The following is a 24,443-nucleotide window of genomic DNA, read 5'->3' on the forward strand; positions in this document are numbered from 1 at the left end:
GATTCACAAAGATACGTATGATTCGTTAAAATTGATAGGTTATTCCAAATTGTGCTTTCCAGCGTGAGCTTTCGGTATCAACAACCCACGGAGTCGCATCTTGCACATTAAATTGATATGTAGGTTGATTGTTTTCAATTCCTTGAAAATTTAATAAACTAAAACTAGAGTTTACCACATTTGGTACAAAAACCTGTTTTCCCCAGTTTCTGTTGACCAAATTTAACACGTTAAAAACATCTAATGACAAACTGATTCGATGTGTTCCTTTTATATTAATTCCATATTCAAAACGCGCATCCAAACGATGATTCCAAGGTGTTTTTGCACCATTTCGTTCCGTGTATTGTCCACGACGCGAACGTAAATAATCATTATTGTTGATGTAATTGTTTAAATTTTCCCATTGTTCAGCGGCCGTTGCAACTACAAGTCCATTACTATCTGTAATAGCTACTAAATTGATTTCACTTTGATCGTTTGGAACATATACCAAATCGTTTCGAGAAGAACCATCACGGTTTACATCTCCTTGATTTACAAACGAAAACGGACTTCCAGAAGTTCCATTGTACAACATTGAAACGAGCAAATCGCTTTTGTCTGAAATATTGAATTGGTAACTGTGTGAAGACACAATTTTATGACGTAAATCGAAGTTAGAAAACGACAAATCAGGATTGTTTGCGTTTATCGATTGATTCCATTCAAAGTTTGCGGCAGGCGAGTTTCGAACCGTACTTGAAATGTCTTTACTTTTTCCATAAGTATAGCCAAGATATCCGTTGTATTGCTCCGTTTTTTTTGTCAAACCAAGCGTTAAATTGTAACGATATCCTTTGTTTGTATTCGTTAATAAAAATACATTAGTAAAGTTCGGATTCACTTTTATAGCTTCTCCTGTTGCTGTAAAATACGAGCGATTGTCAGCGCCAGAAAAGGTAGTAGTTTCATCTTTTCTATTGATCGATTTGAAGAAAATTCCATTGATGACATTTGTGTAACTTCCTTCTACAGTTAGTCCGAAATTGTTAGGAAGCTTGAAATCGATTGCTAAATTACTTTTCCATTCGCGAGGCAAATCAAAATCATTATCAATTAAATTAATTTCCGTTAAACCTGGTTGCTGACTTGCCAAATCTTCCACATTTTCAACAATTTGTGTTTCTCCCGTTGGGCGAATATCTACATTAAAATAATCCGTTCCCGAGATATATTCCGCGTAAGCGAACCATAAATACGGAATACGACCTGTAAATAATCCAGTTCCACCACGCAATTGTATTTTTTTACTATCGTTGATATAATAGTTAAAACCAAGTCTTGGGTTTATTTGTGGCGTTGCATTTATCGTATTTTCAAAACGACTAAATTCGGGTGTGTTTTTCACTTCGTCACTTACAGGCAATTCATCCAAAAGTGCTTGACTGTCTAAACGAATTCCCGCAGCAACCGTTAATCGGTCATTAAAACGAATTCGATCTTGCACATAAAATCCTGTTGTTAAAATGTCTAAAGTTGCCGAAGGCGTATTGCTTACAAAGTCAAAATTATTATTGGAAGTTCTATACACACCTCTAATTCGTGAAGGTCTGTCGTTTACAAAATCGTCCACAGAATTGTACTGCCAGCGTCCATTCCATGCAGATAGAAATCCGTAATCAATATCGTTGTATTGCAATAAAGCTCCTAACGTAAATGTGTGATTATTTTTTGTGTATGTAAATTTATTTGTGATTTGAAACGTATTTAAATTTGTGCTGTAGACAGAAGCTTCTCGGTAGGTTCCTGCAAAGATTCGGTTTGAAGCATCTTGAATCAATAAATGTGGAAATACTCGTCCGTCAAACTCTCTGTCTTCCGTTACTTTATTGTATCCGATGGATACTACATTTGACGTATTATTATTAAAGTTTGCGTTCCATTCGGCAGTTAAACTATTAGCAATACTGTTGTGTCGATATCCTTGATTTCCAAAGTTAAAAATAGATTCATTCCATTCTAAGTTGTCTGAAAAACTGTTTACATAATTATTGCGAAGTGTCAATTTATGTTTGTCTGAAATATTATAATCTAACCGTGCAAAAACCTTTGTGCTCGCTGTTTTTAGTTCGGCATTTGTAAACGTTCCTGGATCGTAATTGTACCGCGATTGTAAAGTTTCAGAGATCAACTGAACCGTTTCAAAGTCAATATTAGAAGTTGCACTTCCAGGCGCATTTAATACAGGCAAACTACTTAATGATTGTTCAACATTGATAAAATAAAATAGCTTGTCTTTTTTTAGGGCGCCACCAATACTTGCACCAACTTGAATGTCATAAAAATTGTTTACTTCTTGGCGTGTTCCATCAGCATATTTCCCAACCAAACTTTGATTGTTTCCAAAACCATAGATAGAAGTTTTCGTCGTATTTGTTCCGTTTTTCGTGACCAAATTTATATTTGCTCCAGTAAAATTTCCAATACTGACATCAAAAGGTGTCGTTTTTACAGAAAGCTCTTTGATAGCGCCAAAAGCAATTGGTTGTGTTTTGGATAAACTTCCAGGCGTTCCATTTGCGGAAGATCCGGCGGCACCACTTGCAGGTTCTTGAAAACCAACAACATCATTATTAGCAACACCATCAATATTTAGGTTGTTAAATCGGTTACTCGCGCCAGCAAACGAGTTTAGGTTTGCTTCAGGAAGTGTTCGTGTTAAATCTTGAATACTTCTGCTAATACTTGGTGTTTGTGCAATTGTTTTTTTAGAGATGAGTTGTTCATTATCTTTTCTAAGATTTGCTCTATCAACTTGCAAAACAACAGCATCTAAGGCTTCGTCTTCTTCTTTTAAAATAAAATCTTTTGTAGTGGTAGCTCCAAGATTTATGGTAATATTTTCAAGTGTTTCTGTATGATATCCTAAAAAACTAACTTCAATTTTATATGTATTTCCTGGCGGAAGATTATTTACAATGTAAAACCCAGATTCCTGTGAAATACTTCCATATTTGAAGTTGGTTTCCGTATCCGTGATGATGATATTTGCAAATACAATCGGTTGATTTTTGGAGTCATTTATTTTACCTTCTAAACGACCTGTCGTTTCTTGAGCACATAGTATTAGGGGAAAAAGAAAGCATAACAAGGTTATGCGTAGTAACGTGTAATTCATGTAATGGTTTGATATTCAATAATAGAAGTTTTTAGTCTTCAAATTTGGGCTAAACTTACAGTTGTAACGTGTTTTTTTGAATTTTATATGAACCAGAAATTGTAATCGTAAAGTATATATAACGTCAGTGAATATAGGATGTTTCGGTAGTTGTGTGATTGCTAAAAGCTTAGGTATTCTTTTCCGTTTCTATCGAGCCAACCTTTTTGTCCGTTGGGCAATTCAAACTTTGCGAAAAAACCTTGAAATGCTTCCAGTTTTTTAAAACGCCCTTTCTTGTGAATTCCGTAGTAACCGTATAAATTATCTTTTCTAAAACAGATATAACTGCCAACACGTTTAATTTCATCCATTGACGTGAGTAAATTGGATTTTGGGTTTCTGATATCTAATAAATTATACTTTCCGTTGTTTACTTCGGCAATGATGTATGAATAATGATCCGAGATTATTTCTTTTTTTCGATTTTTAAGAAAGTAGATGTCTTTTATGCCGTTTTTTGAAATGGTTAGTGTGTCAAACGAGAAATCATGAGAGAAGGCAAATTCATGGGTGCGTTCTTCTATTTTTAGCATCATTTCCAATGTTAGTTGCGGCATATATGGTGGTGTTGGATTTGAAAGGATATATTTTTCAGAAGTATTATTAGACAATGGAATTTTTTTCAATTCATTGTTTTGAATGATTTGTAAGTTGTACCGATTATTACTGTTAAGATGAACAGCTTGTAGTTTTGGGAGTTTAAATTTTTGAAATGTTTGATTGTACACATCAATATTTTTATGTTTAAAACCAATAATGAAATTACCTAAAATAATGGAGTCATAGCTTTTCTGTAACACATCTTCACCGCGATAATTGTATACATGTTTCTTTTTGTTTTTAGTTATAATATGATAATATTTATCGAGTTGAAATAGGTGTGATGAAATAGAATATAGTTTTTTACTATCGTATGTTGGCGAATATGATTGGGTTTGAATAAAATCTAAAAGAAACATGCTTTGTCCTTGATAACGTGTCCAAATTTTTAATACTAACTTATTTTTTTTAGGAATGATATAATTTTGATGTGTATGATGAATGAGCGTTAAAATTTTTCTTTCGCCTTTTAATTGTATGAATGTAAATGGTAGCATTTCCAACTTATTTAACTTCCATTCTTTTTTACCATAATCATTCATGGTAGTATGAAATTCTTCTAAAATGAAAAATTCTTTATTAAATTGATATAACTCATATTTGAAATTTCCTTGATAAGCAGTAAATTTTTTATGTTGTAATTGGTCAAAATTATAGGGTGCAATTTCGGCAACATCTTGTAAATTATTTGTTTTGCCTGAATACTGACGTAATAGTGCATCTGCAATTATTTTTCTACGATATAATTTGAATCGTTCACTAAAAACAGTATACTTTTTTTGACGTGTATGAATACTTATAAATCTCTCTTTTAAAAGTATGTAATGATCTGCTTTTTTCCTCTTTAACTCTCTTGCTTCATCGGATATAGTTTGTCCAATAGTTGTAGCGGAAAAAAACAAACAAAAAAATACATATAGATATCCTTTCATTTTGTTGCGTTTTGAGAAACAAAACTAAGTGCTTTTACATGACCAGAAAATGACCAATACGTAAACACCGCATTTCAGTTAGTGAAATGCGGTGTTTTGTATGTTAAATTGATATGTTTTTACTTCTGCCTAGCAACATCCGCCACCATCATAATGGTAGGTAGAACCTGAAATAAAAATATCGTCTCTTCCTAAATCGGCTAGTGCTTGTGCTGTTTTGTCACAGATAGCAATTGGTTGATTTTTTAGTAGAATGTGTCCTTTTTCATCATCAAAATAGTCTTCTGTTCCAAAGTAAATTGCCGCTTTTCCTGTAAAAATACACGGTCCATCAGCTGGCATTGGATCTTTGATGGCAGCAACTTCAATTGATTCTATATAGATTAATTCTTCTGTTGGGTAATTCTTCGAATCTAAAATACGATATGGTTTTCTAGCACGAATTTCAATCGTTCCAAATCCTGCATCTGTTAGCATTTTTACGTATTCTGCAATTGGCAAACTTCCGCTTAAACACAATGCGCGTAAACGTTCATCATTACGTAACGTTTCGTTCATTGGTTGCTCACATGTTGGATCACTCATAACCAATTTTCCATGTGGTTTTAAGACACGGTACATTTCGGCAATCGCCTTTTTTAAATCATCCGTTTTAAAGATGTTGAACAAGCAGTTTTGTGCCGCAACATCAATACTATTATCTTCCACAGGTAAGTTTAATGCGTCACCTTTTCTAAGATCTACAAAGTCACTTTTGAACCAATCATTTTGTGCTTCCGCTTCTATGAAATTTTTACGAGATGCTTCTAACATTTCGTCTACAACGTCCAAACCAATAACACCGCCTTTTTGACGATTGAAATAGGCAAATTGCAATAATTCCATTCCGCCACCAACACCAACATATAACATGGTTGGGTTGTTGGTTAAATCACGCGCATGCACTGTACTTCCACAGCCGTAGTTCATTTCCTGCATGATTGTTGGAATTTTTAAACCTGGCAATTCCCAAATTGGGTTTGTTGTACAACAAAGTCCAACATCTGGCGTTAAAGCCGCTTCTTTGTATACGTCGTGTGTAGTTTCTAAATAACTCATTAATTGTATGTTTATTTATTTTTTCTTGAATAAAGTGTCTAGTCGATAATGATCCCATTCTTTCGGTAATAGGAGCAAAGCCAACAATAAAATTGCTCTGTACATTACATGTGATGCATCCCAAACAGGTTCTACTAAACCGTGCCCGAAAGTTACAATTATTAACACAGATGCCAAAGCATACAATGTGTAGTCGCGTTTTAGTCCAATTATTAACAAAATACCTCCAAAAAATTCAATATATGATGTGTAATAGGCTGTTGTTTGCAATAGAAATTCGGGTAAAATACCGTCGTATGTTTTTGCAAAAAAGTTGTTATACACATTGTCTACTCCAAATTTGAATATTTTACCAAATCCTTGAAAGAAGAAAATAAAACCTAGCAATAATCTGATGGTGAGTAGAGCGATTTTTTTGTTGGTGTTCATGGTTTTTAGTTTTTAGTTGTGGGTTGTCGCTTTGCTATTGTTATCTGTTTTTTGTTGGGTTGTTTCTTTGGTAATTCGTTGATTTGTTTTTTTTCTCACAACTCAGCATTATTTCGCATGAGCGGTTGAGCTATTGTTGGAGCTCTTTGTGAGATGCTGAATCAAATTCAGCATGATGAGCAAAAGCGACTAGCGAAGACGCGACGAAAACGCTTCACCTTTTGAAGTGAAGCGTTTTGGGCACGCCCAAATTTATATTATTTTGATGAGTTCACTAAAGAGTGTAATCATTTTTGGTTCTGTTTTTCCTGCAATTTCAATGATTTCGGCAATGTTTACAGGTGCTAAATTATCAGGATCACATTCGTCTGTTAATACAGAAACTGCCAAGCAAGGAACGTTTAAATGATTGGCAACTATTACTTCAGGAACTGTGCTCATTCCGACAGCATCTGCACCAATAATTTTGAGCATTCTGTATTCGGCACGCGTTTCTAATTGTGGACCAACAACACTTGCATAGACACCTTTTTGTATGTCAATATTTTGAGCTGCGGCAATTTGTTCCACCTTTGCAATCATGTCAGTATCATAAGGTGCGCTCATGTCTGCAAATCGTTCTCCAAATTGACTTACACCTTTGAATGCTAATGGCGATCCGCCTTGTAAGTTGATATGATCATCAATGATCATGATGTCACCTTTTTTGTAATCAAGATTGATGGCTCCTGCAGCATTTGAAACCAATAGTTTTTTGATTCCGAGTTGATGCATGATGCGAATTGGATAGGTAATATCTACAAAGTCATAGCCTTCATATAAGTGAAAACGACCTTGCATTACCACTACTTTTTTTCCTGCGAGTGTTCCAAAGATGAGTTTTCCTGTGTGGAATTCTACCGTTGCCAATGGAAAGTAAGGAATGTTGTTGTAATGCGCTTCCGCTATGATGTCGATATGATCGATGAGTTTTCCTAAACCAGTTCCGAGTACGATACCAATTTCAGGGTTTTCAAATCCTTTGCTTACTAAATATTCTGTTGTTTCTGTGATGTGTTTTAACATAAATGTATGTGCGTTTTTAGCGCTTAATCAGCTTTTTTACGAGTTTTTGATTGTCGCTTTTTAATTCGACTAAATATACACCAGAATTTAAATTTGCTAAAGAAAATGATTGCTTTTTTAATCGTGATGTTTCTGAGGTAATTACCCTGTTTCCTAAGATGTCGTATATGTTTACTGAGATTGGGTTTGGGGAATTGTTTGTGATTTCAAAATAGTCATTTGCAGGATTTGGATATACAGCAATTGATTCTTGTAAACTTTTTTCAGCTACGCTTAGTAAGTTGCAATCGGGTCCGTTAGCCGCCGCCATGTTTACATATCCCCAACGTTCGTTGATTCCAATACATTGAATTACAACATAATCATAGGTGCTTAAGTTTACATTTGGATATAGTGTTTGATTGATGACAAATGTTTTCATTCCTGTGATTGGCGATAATACAGGTGATGTCATTCCGTTGTCGCCCAATAGAGGAGAAGTTGTGACTTCAATTGCATCCGAACCAACTGCCAAGATATCATCTGTTTTGGATAAATATACCCTTAAATCGACACCTTGAACCGTCATAAAGTTAGAGTCAAAGACAACATTTTTGTCTCCGTTGAGTTCAAATGTAATTCCTCCAGTTCCTGAAATGCTGTAAGCTGGATCGCTTTGCATGAAACTTCCCGATCGTGAGCATTGGGCATTAATTTGCAGTGCGCCAAATGTTGCGCATACGAACAATAGTAATTTTGTTTTCATAGTTAGCTTTTTTGTGAACGCATATTCTTAGGTTGAATCACGTTACGTAGTTTATAGTAAATAGTTTTTAAAAGCCTCGTATGGTTCTAAATCTTCCGCGTGGTCAATATCGTTTAATGTTTCTAGTAGATGAATGGTTTGCGTTTGTAAATCGTTTAGCGTGTCTGCTAATACAGTTTCTGTTCCCCAATTTTTAGATGAAAACGCTTTTTCATGTAGTGTTTTCATACCTAATAAATAGTATCCGCCATCTTGTGCTGGGCCAATTACAACGTCATTATTGTCTAAAGCTTTGATAGCTTCTTCAATATGTTTTGGTTGTAAGTCGTACAAGTCGCTTCCTATGATAATTACTTTTTGGTAGTTATGCTGGAAAGCATCTTTAAACGCATTTAACATACGTTCGCCTAGATCATTACCGAATTGCGCCTTCTTCTGATATGAATCATCGGGCCATATGTCGTTCTGTCGAATAGAAACCGAATACCATACACATTTATCCGTTTTTATTTTTTGAAGTACATTTTCAGTGTGTTCTAATAGTTTGATGTAGACTTCTAAAGCGGCTTTTTCGCCAATGCCTTTTGCTAAGCGCGTTTTCACTTTCCCAAGTTCAGGATTTCGTGTAAACGTCATGAGAAGCGTTGAATTGTTACCCATGTTTTGTTTATTGTGGATCTTTTTTAGATGTTTTCTTTTCGAAGATTTTGATACCTTTTTTGAGCCAAATGCTCCAATCTTCATTGAAGGTATGCACATTTTCGGTTTCGTTGCCTTTGTTGTCAATTACAGGATTGTCTTTGTTTTTCCATTCAAATATTCCACCGTAGAGATTGTACACATTGGTATATCCTGCTTTTTTGAGTTTTTCGGCAACATCTTCTGAGCGAATTCCTAAAGAACAGTAGACAATAATAGGTTTACTCTTGTCTTTTGGAAGTAGTTTTTTAATTTTTTTGAGTTTGAATTTGTCATAACCAACACAGATAGCATTTTCTATGTGACTGGTTTCAAATTCTATTTTTTCACGACTGTCAAGCAGTACAATGTTTTCTTTTTGGATTAATTCTTCTACTGTAATGTATGGAATGGATTCTTCATTTTCTTTTTGTAGTAGACTGTCGAGCGCGGTTTGTCCATTCGCGAAAGCGAAACTGAAAAGAATTATAAAGTATATTTTATTTTTCATTTTATGCAATGTTCTCTAAAGTTATCATCTTTTATTTTTGTTAAACTTTTACAGTATATGTTTATTTTTGTCTTGACACAAAAACGAACCAAAAAAGTCAAGACGATCTATAGGAAATTGCTGTGCAACATTTGCTCATGCACTACATTACATGCTTAAAACTTCGCTTTGCAATTCCGTTTTTCGCTCATTATTTCTGACGATCATCACTTTCAATTCTTACTTCACTAGGAAAAAAGTATTAGCTTTTTAGCAACTAGGTCACAGTTCCTTGGCAACTACTTCCTGCGCCAGCTGTGCAACCGTAGCAGTGTTGTGAGATGATGATATTTCGTTTGCTTAAATCTTCTTCGTTGTATTCTGAGATGTGTTGCGATTTTGTTGCTACTTTTAAATCGAGCATTTGATTGAAATCGCAATCGTATAGCCAACCGTCCCAACTTACCGAAATTGTATTGGTACACATTACATTGGCAACTGCACCCGGATTGAAAGCTTCTACCAACGAATACATGTAATCTTCATAGTTTTCGGAAGCGATTAGGTAATCTAAGAAACGACTTATTGGCAAGTTTGTGATGGCAAATAAGTTGTGAAATTGAATATTAAAATCATCCAATAATGCTTTTTTGAAATCTTTTTCCATTGCCATTTGATCGCCTGGCAAGAATGCTCCTGATGGATTGTAAACCAAGTCTAATCGTAAATCGCTATCGGGCATTCCGTACCCAACTGCGTTGAGTTCTTGTAATGCTTTGATTGATTTGTCAAAAACTCCGTCACCACGTTGTTTGTCTGTTTTTCCACGTGTCCAGTGTGGCATTGACGAAACAACATGCACGTTGTGTTTTTTGAAGAATTCAGGCAAATCGTAGTATTTTTTGTTTGCACGAATGATGGTTAAGTTCGATCGTACAATGAAATCTTTGACACCAACTTTGGAAGCTTCTTCTACAAACCAACGAAAATGTGGGTTCATTTCTGGCGCTCCGCCTGTAAGATCGAGCGTATGTGCGCCTGTTTTTTCAATGACATCCAAGCATTGTTGCATGGTTTCACGCGTCATGATTTCCTTTCTGTCTGGACCAGCATCTACATGACAATGTGAACACACCTGATTGCACATATACCCTACATTGATTTGTAATATTTCAATTTTTTTAGGTTTTAGGGGAAATTGATTTGTTTCTTTTATTTTGTTTGCAAACGTTGGTAATTCGCCACTTTGAAAGATTCCATTGGATAGAATTTCTAATTGTCGATTACTGTTTGCAAGTTCACTTTCTCTTTTTTTTAGGGACTTTGTCGCCATGTATCAATTTTTTTATGAAACTCAATTTTGAGTTTCGCTAATGAGGTTTTTATACCTTTTGTTTCAGTATATACGAAATCTATTTGCTTTTAGATTTCAATTAGTGAGAGATCCTGACCTTCGTCAAGATGAGTGACTTGTACAATTTTGCAAAGCAAAATTAACAATCTACTCACATCTCTAACTTATTTACTTTGTTCATCATTTGTACACCATGTACCAATGTTGCGCCACTTTTGATAGCGGCACCAACATGAATGGCTTCCATCATTTCTTCTTTGGTAATTCCGCGTTGCAAACCATCTGTTGTATAGGCGTCAATGCAGTATGGACATTGTTCTGTATGTGCTACTGCTAATGCAATTAGTGATTTTTCGCGTGGTGTTAGCGCGCCTTCTTCAAAGACTTTACCGTAATATTCAAAGAATTTATTTCCAAGTTCTTCACTCCATTCTGTGATGGCTCCGAATTTTTTTAAGTCTCTTGGATTGTAATATGATTTGTCCATTTTATGTGTGTTTGTAATTTGAGATTTGCTAAAATACGCAAAATCAAATGGTCTATGGTAAGACGTAGTTTTTTTAGAAACTTTACAAAGGAATAAAAGAAAATTACTGTTGCTTGAAAAAAGATCGCTACGCTGTTAGATACAAGAATAAAGACTAAATAGTAACTAACTGAAAAAAATAAGACTTATGATTTTCCTTTTATACTCTAGTGAGTTCGTCATAAATCCTAAATGAAGTTCAATGTAAACTTCTCAAAAGTGAGTTTCATTGAAGTAAAAATCCTAAGCATTACACTTAGGATTTTCTCAAATTCAATGATGTGATGTGTTCATTTGTATATGAATGACTACAACCTCAATTCAAGAACACATGTATTTTTCTTTGAATTTTGAATGTATAAAAGTACATGGTTCTATGTATCTAATCTTTAGGGAATACCATAGAATTATAAGGGAAAATAACCCTTGTTATGAAGTTTTGGTTGTAGGAACATGGTTTTTTTGGAAATTAAATAGCTTAAAATAGGAGCGATAGAGTTGTGCAATTTTTTTAATTGATATTTAACCGTAGTTCTGTGTAAGTGTATTATTGTGAGTGTGTTGATATTTATTGTTCTATTGTTGGTACTACCTTTAATTCGATGATTATGGCTTTTAGAATTATAAATTGCGCCCTTTTCTCCTTAAAATTGTTCAATTATAAATTTTAAAAATAAATTAAAAATGAAGAAAAAGAATTTAAAATTAAGCTTAGGAAAAAAAAGTATTTCTAACTTACATAGTTTAGAAATTACAGGAGGAATCTTAGATAACACAGCAGTAAGTCATTGCGAAACTAAATGTAAAATAGTGTGTAGCTCTGCTTGTCCTAATAACACTCTTATTACGTGTCCACCAAAACCTTCTGATATTTGCATTTCAGAAACACCATTATTATGCCCTTAATAGTATATTAATTATTGGTGAAAGTTTAGTAAATAAATTATCATTTATTTGAAAAAACCTCAACTTCTTTTATTAAAAGAAGTTGAGATTTTAAGGTATTATTTTTAAGGCACCAAAGCCGAAGGAATCATTATATCTGCCAAACGCAAGTAAAACATTCCTGTTCCTGACATTCCAAGCATGAGTCCTTGATTTTCTTGTTGCCCAATGGTTAATCCGCTAGGATCATTTACACCACTCGGAAATATGACGCCTGTTGCATCGTATTGTGCAATACCAAAGTCACCTGCTTTTTTTGCAATTTGCACATATTCAGGGATGTTTAGTAGTTGATGTCCGTATAGTAATATATCAGCGTTTCCAGCCAAACCATGACATAATGAAAAATTTGCTTGCGCGTTCGGATTTATTTCTTGAATCACCGCTCTTTTTGTGGTTTCTAAGGCAACTTTCGCTTCATGCAAAAAGTATTCATGCTTCGTCATTTCATACGCTTTTAGTTGCGCAATGGCAATTCCTGGCGCACCATGACACCACATGGTTCCGTAGTTTAAAGGTTTGTCGCCTTTGTATTCACGCAAGTCTGGCCAGTTTTGTGTTTGCTCATTAAACCACTTTTTTTCGTAGTTATATCCGCCCATAGCCGCGTGCCAATATTCTTCACTTTTGGTAGTTGCGTAAAGTTCCATTAATGCAGAGGCAATACCAGAAGCACCATGTGAATAGCCTGTTAAGGCATTTGTTTTGTCAACAGTCATCCAAGCACATGTGTCATCTTTTTTGATGGTTCTGTTTAGTAAAAATTGACCACATTTTTTTGCAATTTCTAAGCATTCATCATCTTGTTCTGCATAGTATAGTTTTAGTAATACTGAGATTGATCCTGCCGCTCCCGAAATGATATCTACTTCATGATTTGTAATTTCTTCATCTTTTACAGATTTTACATAGGCCAAGCCTTTTGCAGAAAGTTCATCGTTTCCTAGTTTTTTTCCAATATTCCATAAGGTATAACCAACACCAATTTTACCTGAGTAATAGCCAAAATTGTTTACTTTATCGCCTTCTAAGTTGAAGTCAATTGTTTTTAATGCACCGTTTAATGTGTGCAATATGATAGGATCTTGCGTTTTGTTGTATAATTCGGTAAGGAATAAAGCAATTCCTGTAAGTCCGCTGTATAAATCAATACTACAGGCTTTTACGGCGGTTTCGTAATTACCGCCAACGACAGTTACTTCATGACCTGCCCAGTTACACATATCTTTATACCAAATAGCTTCTTTTGCTAAATATTTGCCAATGTTGTGTGCTGTTTTTACATACATCTGTACCTCTAGTTTTGGAGTGGTTTCAATATTATTCATAAGTTGGGAACGTTGGCGTTAGTGTTGTGTGTTTGTTGAGGTGTAAGCGGTGTAATATCATTCCTTTTCTTGATAGAAAGCTAATTACATTATTGAGCGTTTCTTTTTTGTTTTTTTCTTTCTGAAAAGCATCAACAATCGCTTCTGCAATGGTTGACGATCTGCTCATTCCAAAACTTTGCCCTTTCCCAGGATCTTCCGCGTAGCCAACTCCTTTGAAAAGTTGTTTGGTAAACATCGGAATTTCGTCTACAAGATACGGTTCTAAATTTGGAATTACCGCATTTAGTATCATAGCTACAATTTGCACATGTTTTTTGCTGAGATATAAAACTGCAGAATCCGACCGGACGTATAATTCAGGATGATTTAAGCATTTAAATTGAAATGGAATTTTGTAATCGTTTAGTGTTGTTGTTAGTAAGTTGATTAGTGTTGTAGCACCTTCTGGAGTTACATTCCAGTAAATTCTTCCAAGTTCTACTTCTTGTGGGAATATTTCATTGCTGAATACATGATAGAATACGGGCTGAATGTTTCTGTTTTCTTTTTGACGTATGATATTTACTTTGGTGTTAATTGCCGCTTGTTTTTGTTGAGGATTTACAAATTGATAACCGTTTGGTTGCAACCAACGTAATTCACCATTTTTTTGAACATATGCGTTGCCCGTTGAAGCGTCCACGTTGTATATATTCCAATGATAATCGAATCCGTTGGTAGAAGCATTTTCTTTAGAAAGTTCTTCCATAAATGCTTCGCGTTCTCCTTTCGGAGGAATTTTGGATGAATGATCGCCATTTTTAATACCACAATAGAATTTTGCATAAATGGTATTTGTTAAGGCATTTACCAGATTGATTCGTTGTTGTTGAGAATCAACGGTAGCATTACTTCCAAACGATTTAAAATCTTCTGCAAATGTTTGATACGGCATTTGATTTTTCACGTATTCTTCTTCTCCATTTACTTTATAAGTGCTGAGTGAAGTAATTTCTATAGCTTCGGTAATTTCTTTTATTTGCTGTGTGTATATGGTATCTTTCATCGTCTTAGTCTATTAAATTCCATTGTTTAGCAATTCCTTCTGCATTTCCTAAAATGTGATTGCAAAATTGTAATATTCGAACTGAATTTGGATGTAATTGTTTTTGTGCTACATTATTTTCAAAAGCAGTTTGAATCATTCGAATTGACATGTATGAAAGTGATTTTAATAGTTTCTTTTTAGATTCAGCAGGTGTAAATTCTTGCTTTTCGGCATACGTGTTCCAAAGTAGTTTTACAACTGGCGTAATACTTTCTACGGATAAAAATTCGTTTCCTTGTATTTGTTGATGTTGTTGTATATTTTGATTGTTGAAACTTAAAACCCACGCACTAAAGTATGATTGAAAAACACCTGCAACATCCCATAACGGATCGCCTAAATCGGCAATTTCCCAATCGACTAGTTTTACATCTTCATTGTTTGGCATTACAATAAAATTCATCCACTTAATATCTCCATGAATTAAGCTAGTTGTTTCCCATTGTGCCGCTACTTTTTCTATTTTTTGAACTAAGTCTTGATGTTTGTGAATTTCGGAAATAACCGTATTTGTAATACCATTTGGATTCGCATTTAAGAGTTGTCCTGTGTTTAAAACCCAAGGGATTTGTTTGCTGAAAAACTGAAGAGAACTATTGTCTTTAATTTTTTCTGTAATATCAAAATGGAATGAAGCTAAAATATGCCCCATTTTTACTGCATGTTCTTTTGATAATTTTTTATCTCGGTACGTTACTTCATGCACATTTTTTGTGTTAGCAAAATACTCAGTAACTAAGATATTATGATATGGATCATATCCGTAATAATCTGGAATATGATTTGCTGTTTCTTTATATAAATCTGATTGATGAATTAAATAATGACTTGTTGCATCTTTCTGCATTAAATAACTATTTGTGGAGTCTTGCGCGACTAGTTGCTTAACAAATAATCCGTGTGCTTGTTGTTGAATCTTAAATATAGAATTTCTGCTTTGTGTTTGAGTAAGCAAATAATCTCCAGACATAAAAGAAGATGGCTCTAAAAAACCTTTGTCTAGTAGATAATGAGTAATATTTTTCTTTGTTAAGCGCATAAAAGTAATTTTTTTGAGTTTTTTGAAAGCTGCCTGCAAAATTACAGACAGCTTTATATAAAAAATAACTGTATCTATTTAAGATAAGTTAGTATTAACATACTGGCCATGCTCCTGTACAACTACGTGTTGGAATACAGTCAGCAACTGGAATACTATGGATTTGTGCTTGCGCATTTCCTCCACCATCGCATCCTATTTGCGTACATAATGTAGCAGCAGTTCTTGAAGGCTGATTACATCCTTCGTAACCAGTACATCCTAAAAGGTGTGTTGGTCCACCACACATACTTGGTTGTGTACAAAGCGTAGCGGCAGTTCCGTGCTCTCCACATCCTGGGTATGCTGTATGTCCAAGCGTTTGTGCTTGTGCATCTCCATCAGGACACATACTTGGTTGTGTGCAAAGTGTAGCAGCAGTTCCGTGCTCTCCACATCCTAAGTAAGCTGTATGCCCAAGCGTTTGTGCTTGTGCATCATTTTGCTCACATCCTTCGTAACCTGTTGGTCCTACAACTGTACATCCTGGATATGCAGTTTCTCCAACACAATGACCTGGTTGTGTGCATCCTTGTGTTCCTGTTGGTCCAACGTTTTGTGCTTGTGCATTACATGCAATTGATGTAGCGCAAATCATAGAAGGTGGCGGAACAGTTTGTGCATGTGCTCCTGGACATGCTATTAATGTTGGGCAAATTTCCGTAGGGAATATCGTTTGTGCTTGTGCAGTACCAGTTGGTTGTGGGCAAACCGTAGCAGGTGGTGTTCCTGTTGGTGTAAGACATCCTTGGTATCCTGTGCAGCCTATAGGATATGTTGGTTGCGGACAAACTGTAGCTGGTGGTGTACCAGTAGGAGGAATACAACCATGCCATCCTGTAATTCCAACATTTTGCGCTTGTGCATTTCCACCTGGAGGACAAGGGATTGTTGGACAAGGTGTAATTGCCGTACATCCAACTGTGTGAGGTACACATGCAGGAGGCAATGTTGGCGGTAAAATAGTTTGTGCTTGTGCATTTCCACCTGGAGGACACGGTAATGTCGGACAAGGTGTAATTGCCGTACATCCAACTGTGTGAGGTACACACGCTGGAGGTAATGTTGGTGGTAAAATAGTTTGTGGTTGTGTACATCCTTGCGTACCTGTAGGTCCTAAACAGTGACCAGGTTGCGTACAACCTTGCGTTCCTGTTGGTCCAATTAAACAATGAGGAGGCATTGTACATCCTTGTGTTCCTGTTGGTCCGACACAGTGACCTGGTTGTGTACAACCTTGTGTTCCAGTAGGTCCAATTAAACAATGAGGAGGCATTGTGCACCCTTGTGTTCCTGTTGGTCCCAAAATAGTTTGTGGTTGTGTGCACCCTTGTGTTCCAGTTGGTCCGTAACAATGTCCAGGTTGCGTACAACCTTGTGTTCCTGTGGGGCCAACATTTTGTGCATGTGCTCCTCCGCCATTACCGCAAGTTAGGGTAATAGGAGGTATTCCACATCCTTGAAAAAATGTAAACATAATAATTAAATTTAAAGGTTAATAATATGATTTTTAAACACTTAAAAGTGTTTGGTGTTCATTCAGATGTGTTCAGCTCTTAGTTACCGCAATTACCGCATCCACAAATAGAAGCTTGTACTCCTTGTGGTTTTGTAACTGTGTTCCCTTGTGCAGTATTTGCATATTGCTGATAAATGTCTCCTTGAAAGAATTGTTCTGCATCTTGTTGTGCTTGTTGTGTATTTTCTTGCAGATAACTAGAAGCATTTTTTATCCAGATGATGGTTCCGCCAATAGCGCTATGCGTTTTGGTAATGTTTACATCATGTATGATATCTTCATCTTTGATTACTACTGAAGTTTTTAGTAATGTATCTAAGTAGAATGTGATATTATCTTCCTCTGGACCTTCAGCAACAAAACCATATACCATTATTACATCTTCTGTTTTTTTTCCATCAATGATTAAGCGTTTAGGAAGTTCATCCAATGCTAATTTTTTTGCCATGATTGTATGTTTTTTTTAGTATCGTTAACTATGTAGTTTAGTCTAAAGCGTTGATAGCTTCCATTAACTTTTTCCCATCAGGAGATCCTAAACCTGTACAAGGATTCCAACCTTCCGAAGCCAGATATAAGTTGTTGTTCCCTTCAGTGATTTGATGAAACGCTTCTGAATTCATTAATGCATATAGATGCTGATTGATAAACCCTAATCTATAACCTAAGTTTTGATTCATACGAGCAATTAGTGCTGCCCATAATGGTGTTGCCAAACTTGTACCGCCAATTTTTGCCCAATTTCCTTCAAAGAGAATAGCATAGCCTGTAGCGTCCGCGGCATTTGCGGCAACATCAGGAATACCTGTTCCGCCAGCTTTGTGGTATGGTTCAAATTGTGGATATCTTTCTAAGTATTGTTGAATTGCTTTAGCTTGATATCCTGCTTCAGCAACTCGTTGACTAAAACCACCACCAGTTCCTATTTGCGCTTGTCGTGTAGATTCATTCCAAACAGTTTCAGCAATGATTCGTTCTTCATAAATTTCAAGCTTTGTTCCGCCACAACCTAGCACGTGTTTAAAGTTTACAGGAACATTTACATTTGCATATGTTTTGTTGTTGAAAGCACCATTGTCGCCAGAAGCTCCAAGAACCGTAATTCCTTTTAAAGCCGCTTCATAAAAAACGTTGTTTAGTTCTAAAATTTCTTGTTGAGAATATCCTAATTCTGATCCTGCCCAACTGATAGAAATTACAGTTAGATTGTTTTTAGTATCGGCTAAAGCAGTTTTCATAGCGCTTAATATGCTCGTTCCATAATACACTACCAATTTTGCTTTTGGAACTAATACTCCTAATACTTGAATGTCTGCGGTAACTTCTACATTATCGTTAATTGGTGTTGTAGCAGGCTTGCCAACCACTTGAATTTCTGGAACTTCTAAATCATATGTTTCAAAGTAGGTTTCTAAGTCACTTTGTTCAAATTTCCCACCTAATTCTATAATTCCAATTGTTTGTTTTGCTCCATCACCTTCTGGAAAGTTATAAGCGTCTGCAATTTCAATGGCACTATGTCCGTGTGCAGATTCTTGAATTGGAACTGTATATCCGTTACCAACTCTTTTTTCTGTATTATTTTTTACAAAACCTGTTTTCTGAGCTGGATTTACAATGTCTTCTGCACTAGCACTTTCTTGTTTTTCTTCTCCTTCTTCTTGTTCTTCTTGTTCTTTGGCATCAAGATGAATATCTCCTTGTTCGCTTAAAAATTTTAAGGCTTCAATGCTTGTAGCGCTTTCTTCATCAGAAATATCATCAGAATTTATTCTAATAGTAATTTCACGTGCTGTTTTATCGAATGCTACATCCCAATTTTGAGCTTTGGCATATTCAATGATTTCGTCTGCACGATTTTTATCTGGAGCAAATATTTTAGAGTGCGAAGTATTTGATAGGTATTTACGATCTTTAGGATGTTTATCGATTGCATTGTCGATCATTCCTTGTTGTCGTTTTGTAATTTCATTGATTGGAACGTATACTTTAATTTCTAATACGTCAGTTGGTGTGGTGTTTTCTTGAGAAGCTTCCATAAAAAATGATAAGGTTGGTTATAGTTTCTCAAAGTTGCAAATTAGATGTTGAGTATAGATACGTACTTACACTTGATTTTAAGATTGAGTATTATCACTTTTCAGCCCGTAATAAATACCTAATAACTTTTTTATGACGGTTTTTTATTTTGATTATCAGGTGTTTACGGTAAATCTGGTTGTGTGTGTTGTATAAAAGCTAAAGAAGAAAGTAGTACGTGGTAAAAATATTTTATTGAGTTTTAAAAAGATACTTTTAGAATGTGTAAGATGCTACAATTTTTATCAAATTATAAAAAGAAAAGTTCCAACATCTTTAAAATTTTAAAAATGAAGGAACTCGTCAGTTTAAGAAAATTAATAAACAGATTTTAGAAGCATATATACTACAATATTTAGCGGTGATTTAGGCTGTGTAAGTACGTCGAAGGATTTATTCCTGTATGTTTTTTAAACGCTTTAGAGAATACTTCTGTACTTGTAAACCCTAACTTTTTCGCCAGTGCTTTTACAGTATATGTTTTTAATTCGTCATTTTTTTGCAATTCTTTCAAAAGATATTTTATGCGTAAATCATTGATATATGAACTAAAATTTTTCTCGTAATGAATATTGATAATCTTAGATAAATATTTCGGATTTGTTTGTGATTTTCTTGCTAAAGTATGTAATGATACTTGCTTTAAAAACTCTTGATTTTTCTCGAAATTAGAGAGCTTATCCATAACATTTAGTACAATAACTTCATTAATGTCAAGTGTATTTTTTTTGAATTCTTCGTGTTCTTTTTTTAAAATATTTTGAAAAAAATACATTAATTTTTTTAGTAAACGTAACATTTTGTAATTGGTAAAAGTGTATTAAAAATTTAAAAAGTCTCAAAACCGTTTTGGTAGAACGGTAATGAGACTTGGGTTAAAAACATAGTGATTATGTATCTTAAATATCTATTTGTTGACTGAAAAAATATCCTTCAATTGTTTTACAACACCGCCGTTTCCAGCAACTGTAATCTCACCGATTTTATCTGCGATTTTTTCCACATATTCCATTTCTTTCAACTGATATAACATTTCGTTTTCTTCCATCAATTTTGCCGTATTTAACAAGCTTCTTGTCGAAGCAGTTTCTTCACGACGTGTAATGATGTTTGCCTGTGCTTTTTTCTGTGCAATTAATACCTGATTCATGATATCTTTCATTTCTCCAGTTAAAATCACATCACGAATTCCGCAATACAAAACTTTAATTCCTAAAGTCTCAACTGTATCTTTGATGTTTTCAAATACAGCATTGGCAATGTTTTCTTTTCTGTCTAACAATTCATCCAATGTGTAATTTCCAACAAACGTTCTCAACTTTAATTGCATGGCAATGTATAATTGCTTTTCAAAGTCTTTGTTGTCTAAAATTGCTTTTTTCACATCTATAACTTTGTACTGCGTGTAAAAGTTAATACGAATTGCCGCTTTATCTTTCGTTAACAATTCCTGACCAGAAATTTCCAATTGCAATTGTCGCATATCTACTTTTGAAATTTTGATATTTGTTGCATTTCGCCAAAAACGATACATTCCTGAATTTAAAATTTTCTCAAACTTGTCATCAATCAATAAAATTGCTTTTTCGTATTCCAAAACTTCAAATGCTTTTATATAACTTGTCAACCTGTAGTTGCCCAACAAATTCATGTCTTTAATTTCAGTAATTTCAATTTTACTCAAGTCAATTCGTGTAAAAGTGCGTTCAACCAAGCCTTTCCAATACAAGTGTTGTCCAGCTTCTAAAACCACTCTAAAATTGCCTTTTTCAAATAGCAATACAAGTTCATCATCCTTAATATCAATTACTTCTAACATATTTGCCAATGTTACATCTTGCAATAAAATTTCACTAGCAATTGGAGCGTGAAACTTTTCAGTAAGATTATACACGGTTACATGCTGACTAAATTTTAGCCAATACGTTCCTTCAGTAATTACTTTTTGGTAGTTTCCGTTTTTAAAAACCAAACCTACATTTCCTGTGTTAATTCGTACTCGTTTCATTTTTCTAGGTACTTTATTATTGCCAATTTTGGCGGTTTTACTTTTCTTTTTTGATAAAAAACGATACGTATCAATCATTTCTCCTTCGCGGAAATAGAGATGTTTACAGAGATTACTTAGTTATTTTTTGAGAATGGAATCGCGCCAAGCAAAGTACTTTTACAAGTATTTTTTTTAGATTGATTTGATTTTCAAGAAATGCTAATTTCTAGCTATAAACCTTCAGTATGTCAAGGCGATGTTGAAATTGCTATTGATTTCAATGTGAAATGTTAGCCGATTGATACTCCATCGTTTTTATAAAACAGTTTTTAAGACTGTGATCTTTTTTTAGAAGAGATCAAACTTCGGGCGGTTTCCCGCGACTACATTAAAAGTGTAGTGCTCTGCCACTGAGCTACAAAAGCCAAGGACTTGCATCCAAGCTAATGATCGGATTCGAACCGATGACAACCAAAAACGTCGTTCTAACCTGACTGAACTATCTCTTGCGAGAATGGGAATCGAACCCATGACCTACGTTGACCGTGGTGGACTATTATTTGGCTAATAACCCGAAGCCTCCAAGTCGAGTTGCATATAAAAACATGATACAAACTTTGCAACGTTTTATACAATGGTGCTATACAGAAACACGCAACAAGACTCGCTTGATATTTTCTATTCGTTATACGAATGTGATTTTTTTGTTTGATGTAATTTTTTGTAATCATTTGTATTGTTGAATCTATTTCTTCAATTCGATTACAAATATTTTACACAACTGCGCATTCATTTTGCGTAGTTAAAATCTATTTTTTCTGATACTATATTTTGAACACTAAGCATCTTAGATCATAATATGTTACCAGTGATTTACTAATTGTAGAATGGCAAGGAGTTAACTTGCATCTTTGAGATATAAACTCACTATTTTAAAAATTAAACTACATTCTTTTTTTGGAATAAATAGGTTTCGATGAATTCATAAACTCATTTCAAACCAGCGCATTGACCAACTTTGCTATTATTCCCTTTTGGGTGACTTCGGGGTTAGTTCACGTACTATTTATTTGATAATTTGGAGTTCATGAATACTAAAGTATTTCGAACCCTGTTCTTCTCATTCACAGTGAGGCGTTTTACCACTAAACTAAAGACACCATTTTGTAGTGATAGAAAGAATCGAACTTTCATCTGCCAATGTATCAGATTGACGCTTTACCAATTAAGCTATATCACTATTTTAGTGGCGATAGAAAGATTTGAACTTTCAACTTCTGGCTTATGAGACCAGTGCTTTACCAATTAAGCTATATCGCTATAGTAGATCTGAGAGGAATCGAATACTGAATCAAGTTCAGCACAGGCTCTCTTCTCCGAGAATCAAAATCTCGTGTGCTAGCCGTTACACAACAGATCAATTTTGTAAGTCTAATAGGATTCGAACCTATACTTTCAGCTTCGTAGGCTAAAGTGCTATCCATTACACCATAAACTTGTTGCACTCCTTTCAAGATTGCGTTTTGTACAGGAAGAGAGATTCGAACTCTCAAAATACTGCTTCTAAGACAGCCGCGTATGCCAGTTCCGCCATTCCTGTATGTTGTACTCCGTGAGAGAATCGAACTCTCATTAGCTGCTCGAAAGGCAGGTGTCCTAGCCGTTAGACGAACGGAGCATTTTAATTATGTACTAGAAACTTCATAGCTTCTATTCTCAATTTTGCAGTACCGACGGGATTCGAACCCGCAACTTCTCGAGAGACAGTCGAGCACGCTACCGTTGCGTTACGATACTATTTTGTATAGCTACTAAGACTCGAACTTAGACTAAGAGATTAGAAATCTCTGGTGCTATCCAATTACACCATAGCTATATTTTGTGGAAGTAGTAGGATTCGAACCTACATGCTTTAAAAGACCTGATTTACAGTCAGGCGAGCCACCAGTTGCTCAATACTTCCAGATTTTGTTTCGTTGAATTCACAAGCTTATTTTAAAATTGTAATTAACACTATTTGCTCTTCTAAAATATCAAACACAAAAAAAGCATCTCTTTTTTCGGGAGATGCTTTTATAAAGTTTATATATCGTTACAATCATTGCAACGTATCTTTATAATACTCCCGTTTTTTCATATACATAATATCTCCTTTCTGTTCTAGTATAAACAGTCTGCAACTTTCCAGCGATCGGAGAATACTTGCAAAGGCGGATATGTGATGTATTGTTGTATGATTCATGATATATTTTTTATGATGTCGTTTTTTGTTTTTGACGTTGCAAATATGTAAACGATTTTTTGATTACACAACTATTTTTTAAATTTATTTTATTGATAATCAGGTGTTTATGTTTAAATTTAAGCATGAGAATTCCTGTCCGTTTGTTAACGGATACTGAACTTTTTGACAACTGTCTGTCTCTCAATTGTTTTTTGTTTCAATGCGTATTATTTTCTATTTGATTATGCGATAAACATTTTTTAATTTTTTTTCATAAAAAAAGCGCCCAATTTCTTGGACGCTTGTTGTTTGTATAGTTTTTGAGTTATTTCATATTAAAATTTACTTATAAAAATGTACATAAAGCGTCCTGTTTCGCCAAAATGGTTCAACCATTCCGCGATTTCTGTCTTGACTTTTCAGGCAAATAGAGGTTATATGTATGTGATATCTTGTCATTAGTGTGGCAAATATGTAATTTTTATAAGGTTTCTTCCAAATTTTATAGTTTATTTATACTGAGTCTAATTGATTCTATACTAAAAAATGAGATACTAATTAGTCAATTTCATTTTCTGATTCAATTTTTTGAAAAACAGAACGAAAACTATCATTCTTTAGTAAATTATCAATAACATCTTTTATGGTTGTAATGTTTAAATTATCAATCAGTATCATATCAGTTGCCCAAAAATAGTTACCATATAATTCTTCTCCTATCTTTTTATTTTTTTGTCTTAGTGTTTCAATATTTTTGTAGGTAAAGAAGGTAGCTATGTATTGATCTCCATTAGTAAATTTCACAAAAACATCTTCATTGCCATCAAAAATATCTTCGCTTTCAGTAATTCTGATGATTTCGTAAAGCATAACTTAGTTACATTTTTTAAAATAAGCAACAGTAGGCGAGAATCGAACCCGCACTTCCTGCGTGACAGGCAGGCACTCTTCCAGTTGAGCTACTACCGTTGCCGTTTTTTACAAAGATTGAGCAAGACTTGAACTCGCACCTCCAGAGATGATCTAGGTATTCTTCCAATTAAACTATCAATCTTTGCTGTATCAATATGT

At 34.6% G+C, this 24,443-nt stretch carries 20 protein-coding genes and 10 tRNA genes; 1 reads left to right on the plus strand and 29 read right to left on the minus strand.

What is annotated here, in order from left to right; all coding sequences use genetic code 11:
* Positions 1-25: 25 nt before the first annotated feature.
* The 10 genes from ACQ654_RS17340 to ACQ654_RS17385 form a co-directional block, all read right to left on the minus strand.
* A complete protein-coding gene (locus tag ACQ654_RS17340) occupies positions 26-3,160 on the minus strand; it encodes a carboxypeptidase regulatory-like domain-containing protein (protein WP_430411615.1) in 3,135 nt (1,044 codons plus the stop codon).
* Between the two features lie 161 nt (positions 3,161-3,321).
* Positions 3,322-4,734, minus strand: coding sequence for a hypothetical protein (locus ACQ654_RS17345; RefSeq protein WP_430411616.1), 1,413 nt, complete (start codon positions 4,732-4,734; stop codon positions 3,322-3,324).
* A 129-nt stretch (positions 4,735-4,863) separates the two neighbouring features.
* The gene (gene arsM / locus ACQ654_RS17350) at positions 4,864-5,832 is read right to left on the minus strand and encodes an arsenosugar biosynthesis arsenite methyltransferase ArsM (RefSeq protein ID WP_430411617.1); all 969 of its coding nucleotides are present in this window, start codon (positions 5,830-5,832) and stop codon (positions 4,864-4,866) included.
* 15 nt (positions 5,833-5,847) lie between these two features.
* Positions 5,848-6,261 carry a DoxX family membrane protein gene (locus tag ACQ654_RS17355; protein ID WP_430411618.1) on the minus strand — a complete coding sequence of 138 codons (414 nt, stop codon included), beginning with the start codon at positions 6,259-6,261 and terminating at the stop codon, positions 5,848-5,850.
* A 252-nt stretch (positions 6,262-6,513) separates the two neighbouring features.
* The gene (locus ACQ654_RS17360) at positions 6,514-7,326 is read right to left on the minus strand and encodes a purine-nucleoside phosphorylase (RefSeq protein ID WP_430411619.1); all 813 of its coding nucleotides are present in this window, start codon (positions 7,324-7,326) and stop codon (positions 6,514-6,516) included.
* Between the two features lie 16 nt (positions 7,327-7,342).
* Positions 7,343-8,071, minus strand: coding sequence for a T9SS type A sorting domain-containing protein (locus ACQ654_RS17365; RefSeq protein WP_430411620.1), 729 nt, complete (start codon positions 8,069-8,071; stop codon positions 7,343-7,345).
* A 51-nt stretch (positions 8,072-8,122) separates the two neighbouring features.
* A complete protein-coding gene (locus tag ACQ654_RS17370) occupies positions 8,123-8,731 on the minus strand; it encodes a TIGR04282 family arsenosugar biosynthesis glycosyltransferase (protein ID WP_430411621.1) in 609 nt (202 codons plus the stop codon).
* 7 nt (positions 8,732-8,738) lie between these two features.
* Complete coding sequence (locus ACQ654_RS17375) at positions 8,739-9,260, minus strand: rhodanese-like domain-containing protein (RefSeq protein ID WP_430411622.1); 522 nt, start codon at positions 9,258-9,260, stop codon at positions 8,739-8,741.
* Positions 9,261-9,516: 256 nt separating this feature from the next.
* Entirely contained in the window at positions 9,517-10,572 is a 1,056-nt protein-coding gene (gene arsS / locus ACQ654_RS17380) for an arsenosugar biosynthesis radical SAM (seleno)protein ArsS (RefSeq protein ID WP_430411623.1), read from the minus strand.
* A 172-nt stretch (positions 10,573-10,744) separates the two neighbouring features.
* Positions 10,745-11,080 (minus strand): arsenosugar biosynthesis-associated peroxidase-like protein, encoded by a 336-nt coding sequence (locus ACQ654_RS17385; protein WP_430411624.1) that lies wholly within the window; start codon positions 11,078-11,080, stop codon positions 10,745-10,747.
* A 723-nt stretch (positions 11,081-11,803) separates the two neighbouring features.
* On the opposite strand from ACQ654_RS17385, the gene ACQ654_RS17390 reads away from it, so the two are divergent.
* Positions 11,804-12,025, plus strand: a complete 222-nt coding sequence (locus tag ACQ654_RS17390) for a hypothetical protein (protein WP_430411625.1) — start codon at positions 11,804-11,806, stop codon at positions 12,023-12,025.
* 104 nt (positions 12,026-12,129) lie between these two features.
* Here the strand turns inward: ACQ654_RS17390 and ACQ654_RS17395 are convergent, their stop codons facing one another.
* From ACQ654_RS17395 to ACQ654_RS17485, 19 genes are all read right to left on the minus strand, one after another.
* Positions 12,130-13,392 carry a lanthionine synthetase LanC family protein gene (locus tag ACQ654_RS17395; RefSeq protein ID WP_430411626.1) on the minus strand — a complete coding sequence of 421 codons (1,263 nt, stop codon included), beginning with the start codon at positions 13,390-13,392 and terminating at the stop codon, positions 12,130-12,132.
* Complete coding sequence (locus ACQ654_RS17400) at positions 13,385-14,440, minus strand: T3SS effector HopA1 family protein (RefSeq protein ID WP_430411627.1); 1,056 nt, start codon at positions 14,438-14,440, stop codon at positions 13,385-13,387. Before ACQ654_RS17400 ends, ACQ654_RS17395 begins: the two co-directional genes overlap by 8 nt.
* 4 nt (positions 14,441-14,444) lie before the next feature.
* Positions 14,445-15,521, minus strand: coding sequence for a phosphotransferase family protein (locus tag ACQ654_RS17405; protein ID WP_430411628.1), 1,077 nt, complete (start codon positions 15,519-15,521; stop codon positions 14,445-14,447).
* A 94-nt stretch (positions 15,522-15,615) separates the two neighbouring features.
* Entirely contained in the window at positions 15,616-17,037 is a 1,422-nt protein-coding gene (locus tag ACQ654_RS17410) for a hypothetical protein (RefSeq protein WP_430411629.1), read from the minus strand.
* Between the two features lie 79 nt (positions 17,038-17,116).
* Entirely contained in the window at positions 17,117-17,527 is a 411-nt protein-coding gene (locus tag ACQ654_RS17415; protein WP_430411630.1) for a hypothetical protein, read from the minus strand.
* A gap of 37 nt (positions 17,528-17,564) precedes the next feature.
* Positions 17,565-19,118 carry a S53 family peptidase gene (locus ACQ654_RS17420; protein ID WP_430411631.1) on the minus strand — a complete coding sequence of 518 codons (1,554 nt, stop codon included), beginning with the start codon at positions 19,116-19,118 and terminating at the stop codon, positions 17,565-17,567.
* 395 nt (positions 19,119-19,513) lie between these two features.
* Complete coding sequence (locus tag ACQ654_RS17425) at positions 19,514-19,957, minus strand: helix-turn-helix domain-containing protein (protein WP_430411632.1); 444 nt, start codon at positions 19,955-19,957, stop codon at positions 19,514-19,516.
* Positions 19,958-20,065: 108 nt separating this feature from the next.
* The gene (locus ACQ654_RS17430; RefSeq protein WP_430411633.1) at positions 20,066-21,166 is read right to left on the minus strand and encodes a slipin family protein; all 1,101 of its coding nucleotides are present in this window, start codon (positions 21,164-21,166) and stop codon (positions 20,066-20,068) included.
* A 331-nt stretch (positions 21,167-21,497) separates the two neighbouring features.
* Positions 21,498-21,565, minus strand: a tRNA-Lys gene (locus ACQ654_RS17435).
* A gap of 750 nt (positions 21,566-22,315) precedes the next feature.
* Positions 22,316-22,388, minus strand: a tRNA-Ile gene (locus tag ACQ654_RS17440).
* Between the two features lie 7 nt (positions 22,389-22,395).
* Positions 22,396-22,468: transfer RNA gene (locus ACQ654_RS17445), tRNA-Met, on the minus strand.
* Positions 22,469-22,574: 106 nt separating this feature from the next.
* Positions 22,575-22,646 (minus strand) — tRNA-Arg (locus tag ACQ654_RS17450).
* A gap of 28 nt (positions 22,647-22,674) precedes the next feature.
* Positions 22,675-22,748: transfer RNA gene (locus ACQ654_RS17455), tRNA-Leu, on the minus strand.
* Positions 22,749-22,754: 6 nt separating this feature from the next.
* A tRNA-Glu gene (locus ACQ654_RS17460) sits at positions 22,755-22,826 on the minus strand.
* 47 nt (positions 22,827-22,873) lie between these two features.
* A tRNA-Asp gene (locus ACQ654_RS17465) sits at positions 22,874-22,945 on the minus strand.
* A gap of 85 nt (positions 22,946-23,030) precedes the next feature.
* Positions 23,031-23,111, minus strand: a tRNA-Tyr gene (locus ACQ654_RS17470).
* Between the two features lie 819 nt (positions 23,112-23,930).
* Positions 23,931-24,242, minus strand: a complete 312-nt coding sequence (locus tag ACQ654_RS17475) for a hypothetical protein (protein ID WP_430411634.1) — start codon at positions 24,240-24,242, stop codon at positions 23,931-23,933.
* Between the two features lie 27 nt (positions 24,243-24,269).
* Positions 24,270-24,341 (minus strand) — tRNA-Asp (locus tag ACQ654_RS17480).
* Between the two features lie 14 nt (positions 24,342-24,355).
* Positions 24,356-24,426, minus strand: a tRNA-Asp gene (locus ACQ654_RS17485).
* Positions 24,427-24,443 lie beyond the last annotated feature (17 nt).

The sequence above is a fragment of the Kordia sp. genome (assembly GCF_965283645.1).
Classification (GTDB): Bacteria; Bacteroidota; Bacteroidia; order Flavobacteriales; family Flavobacteriaceae; genus Kordia.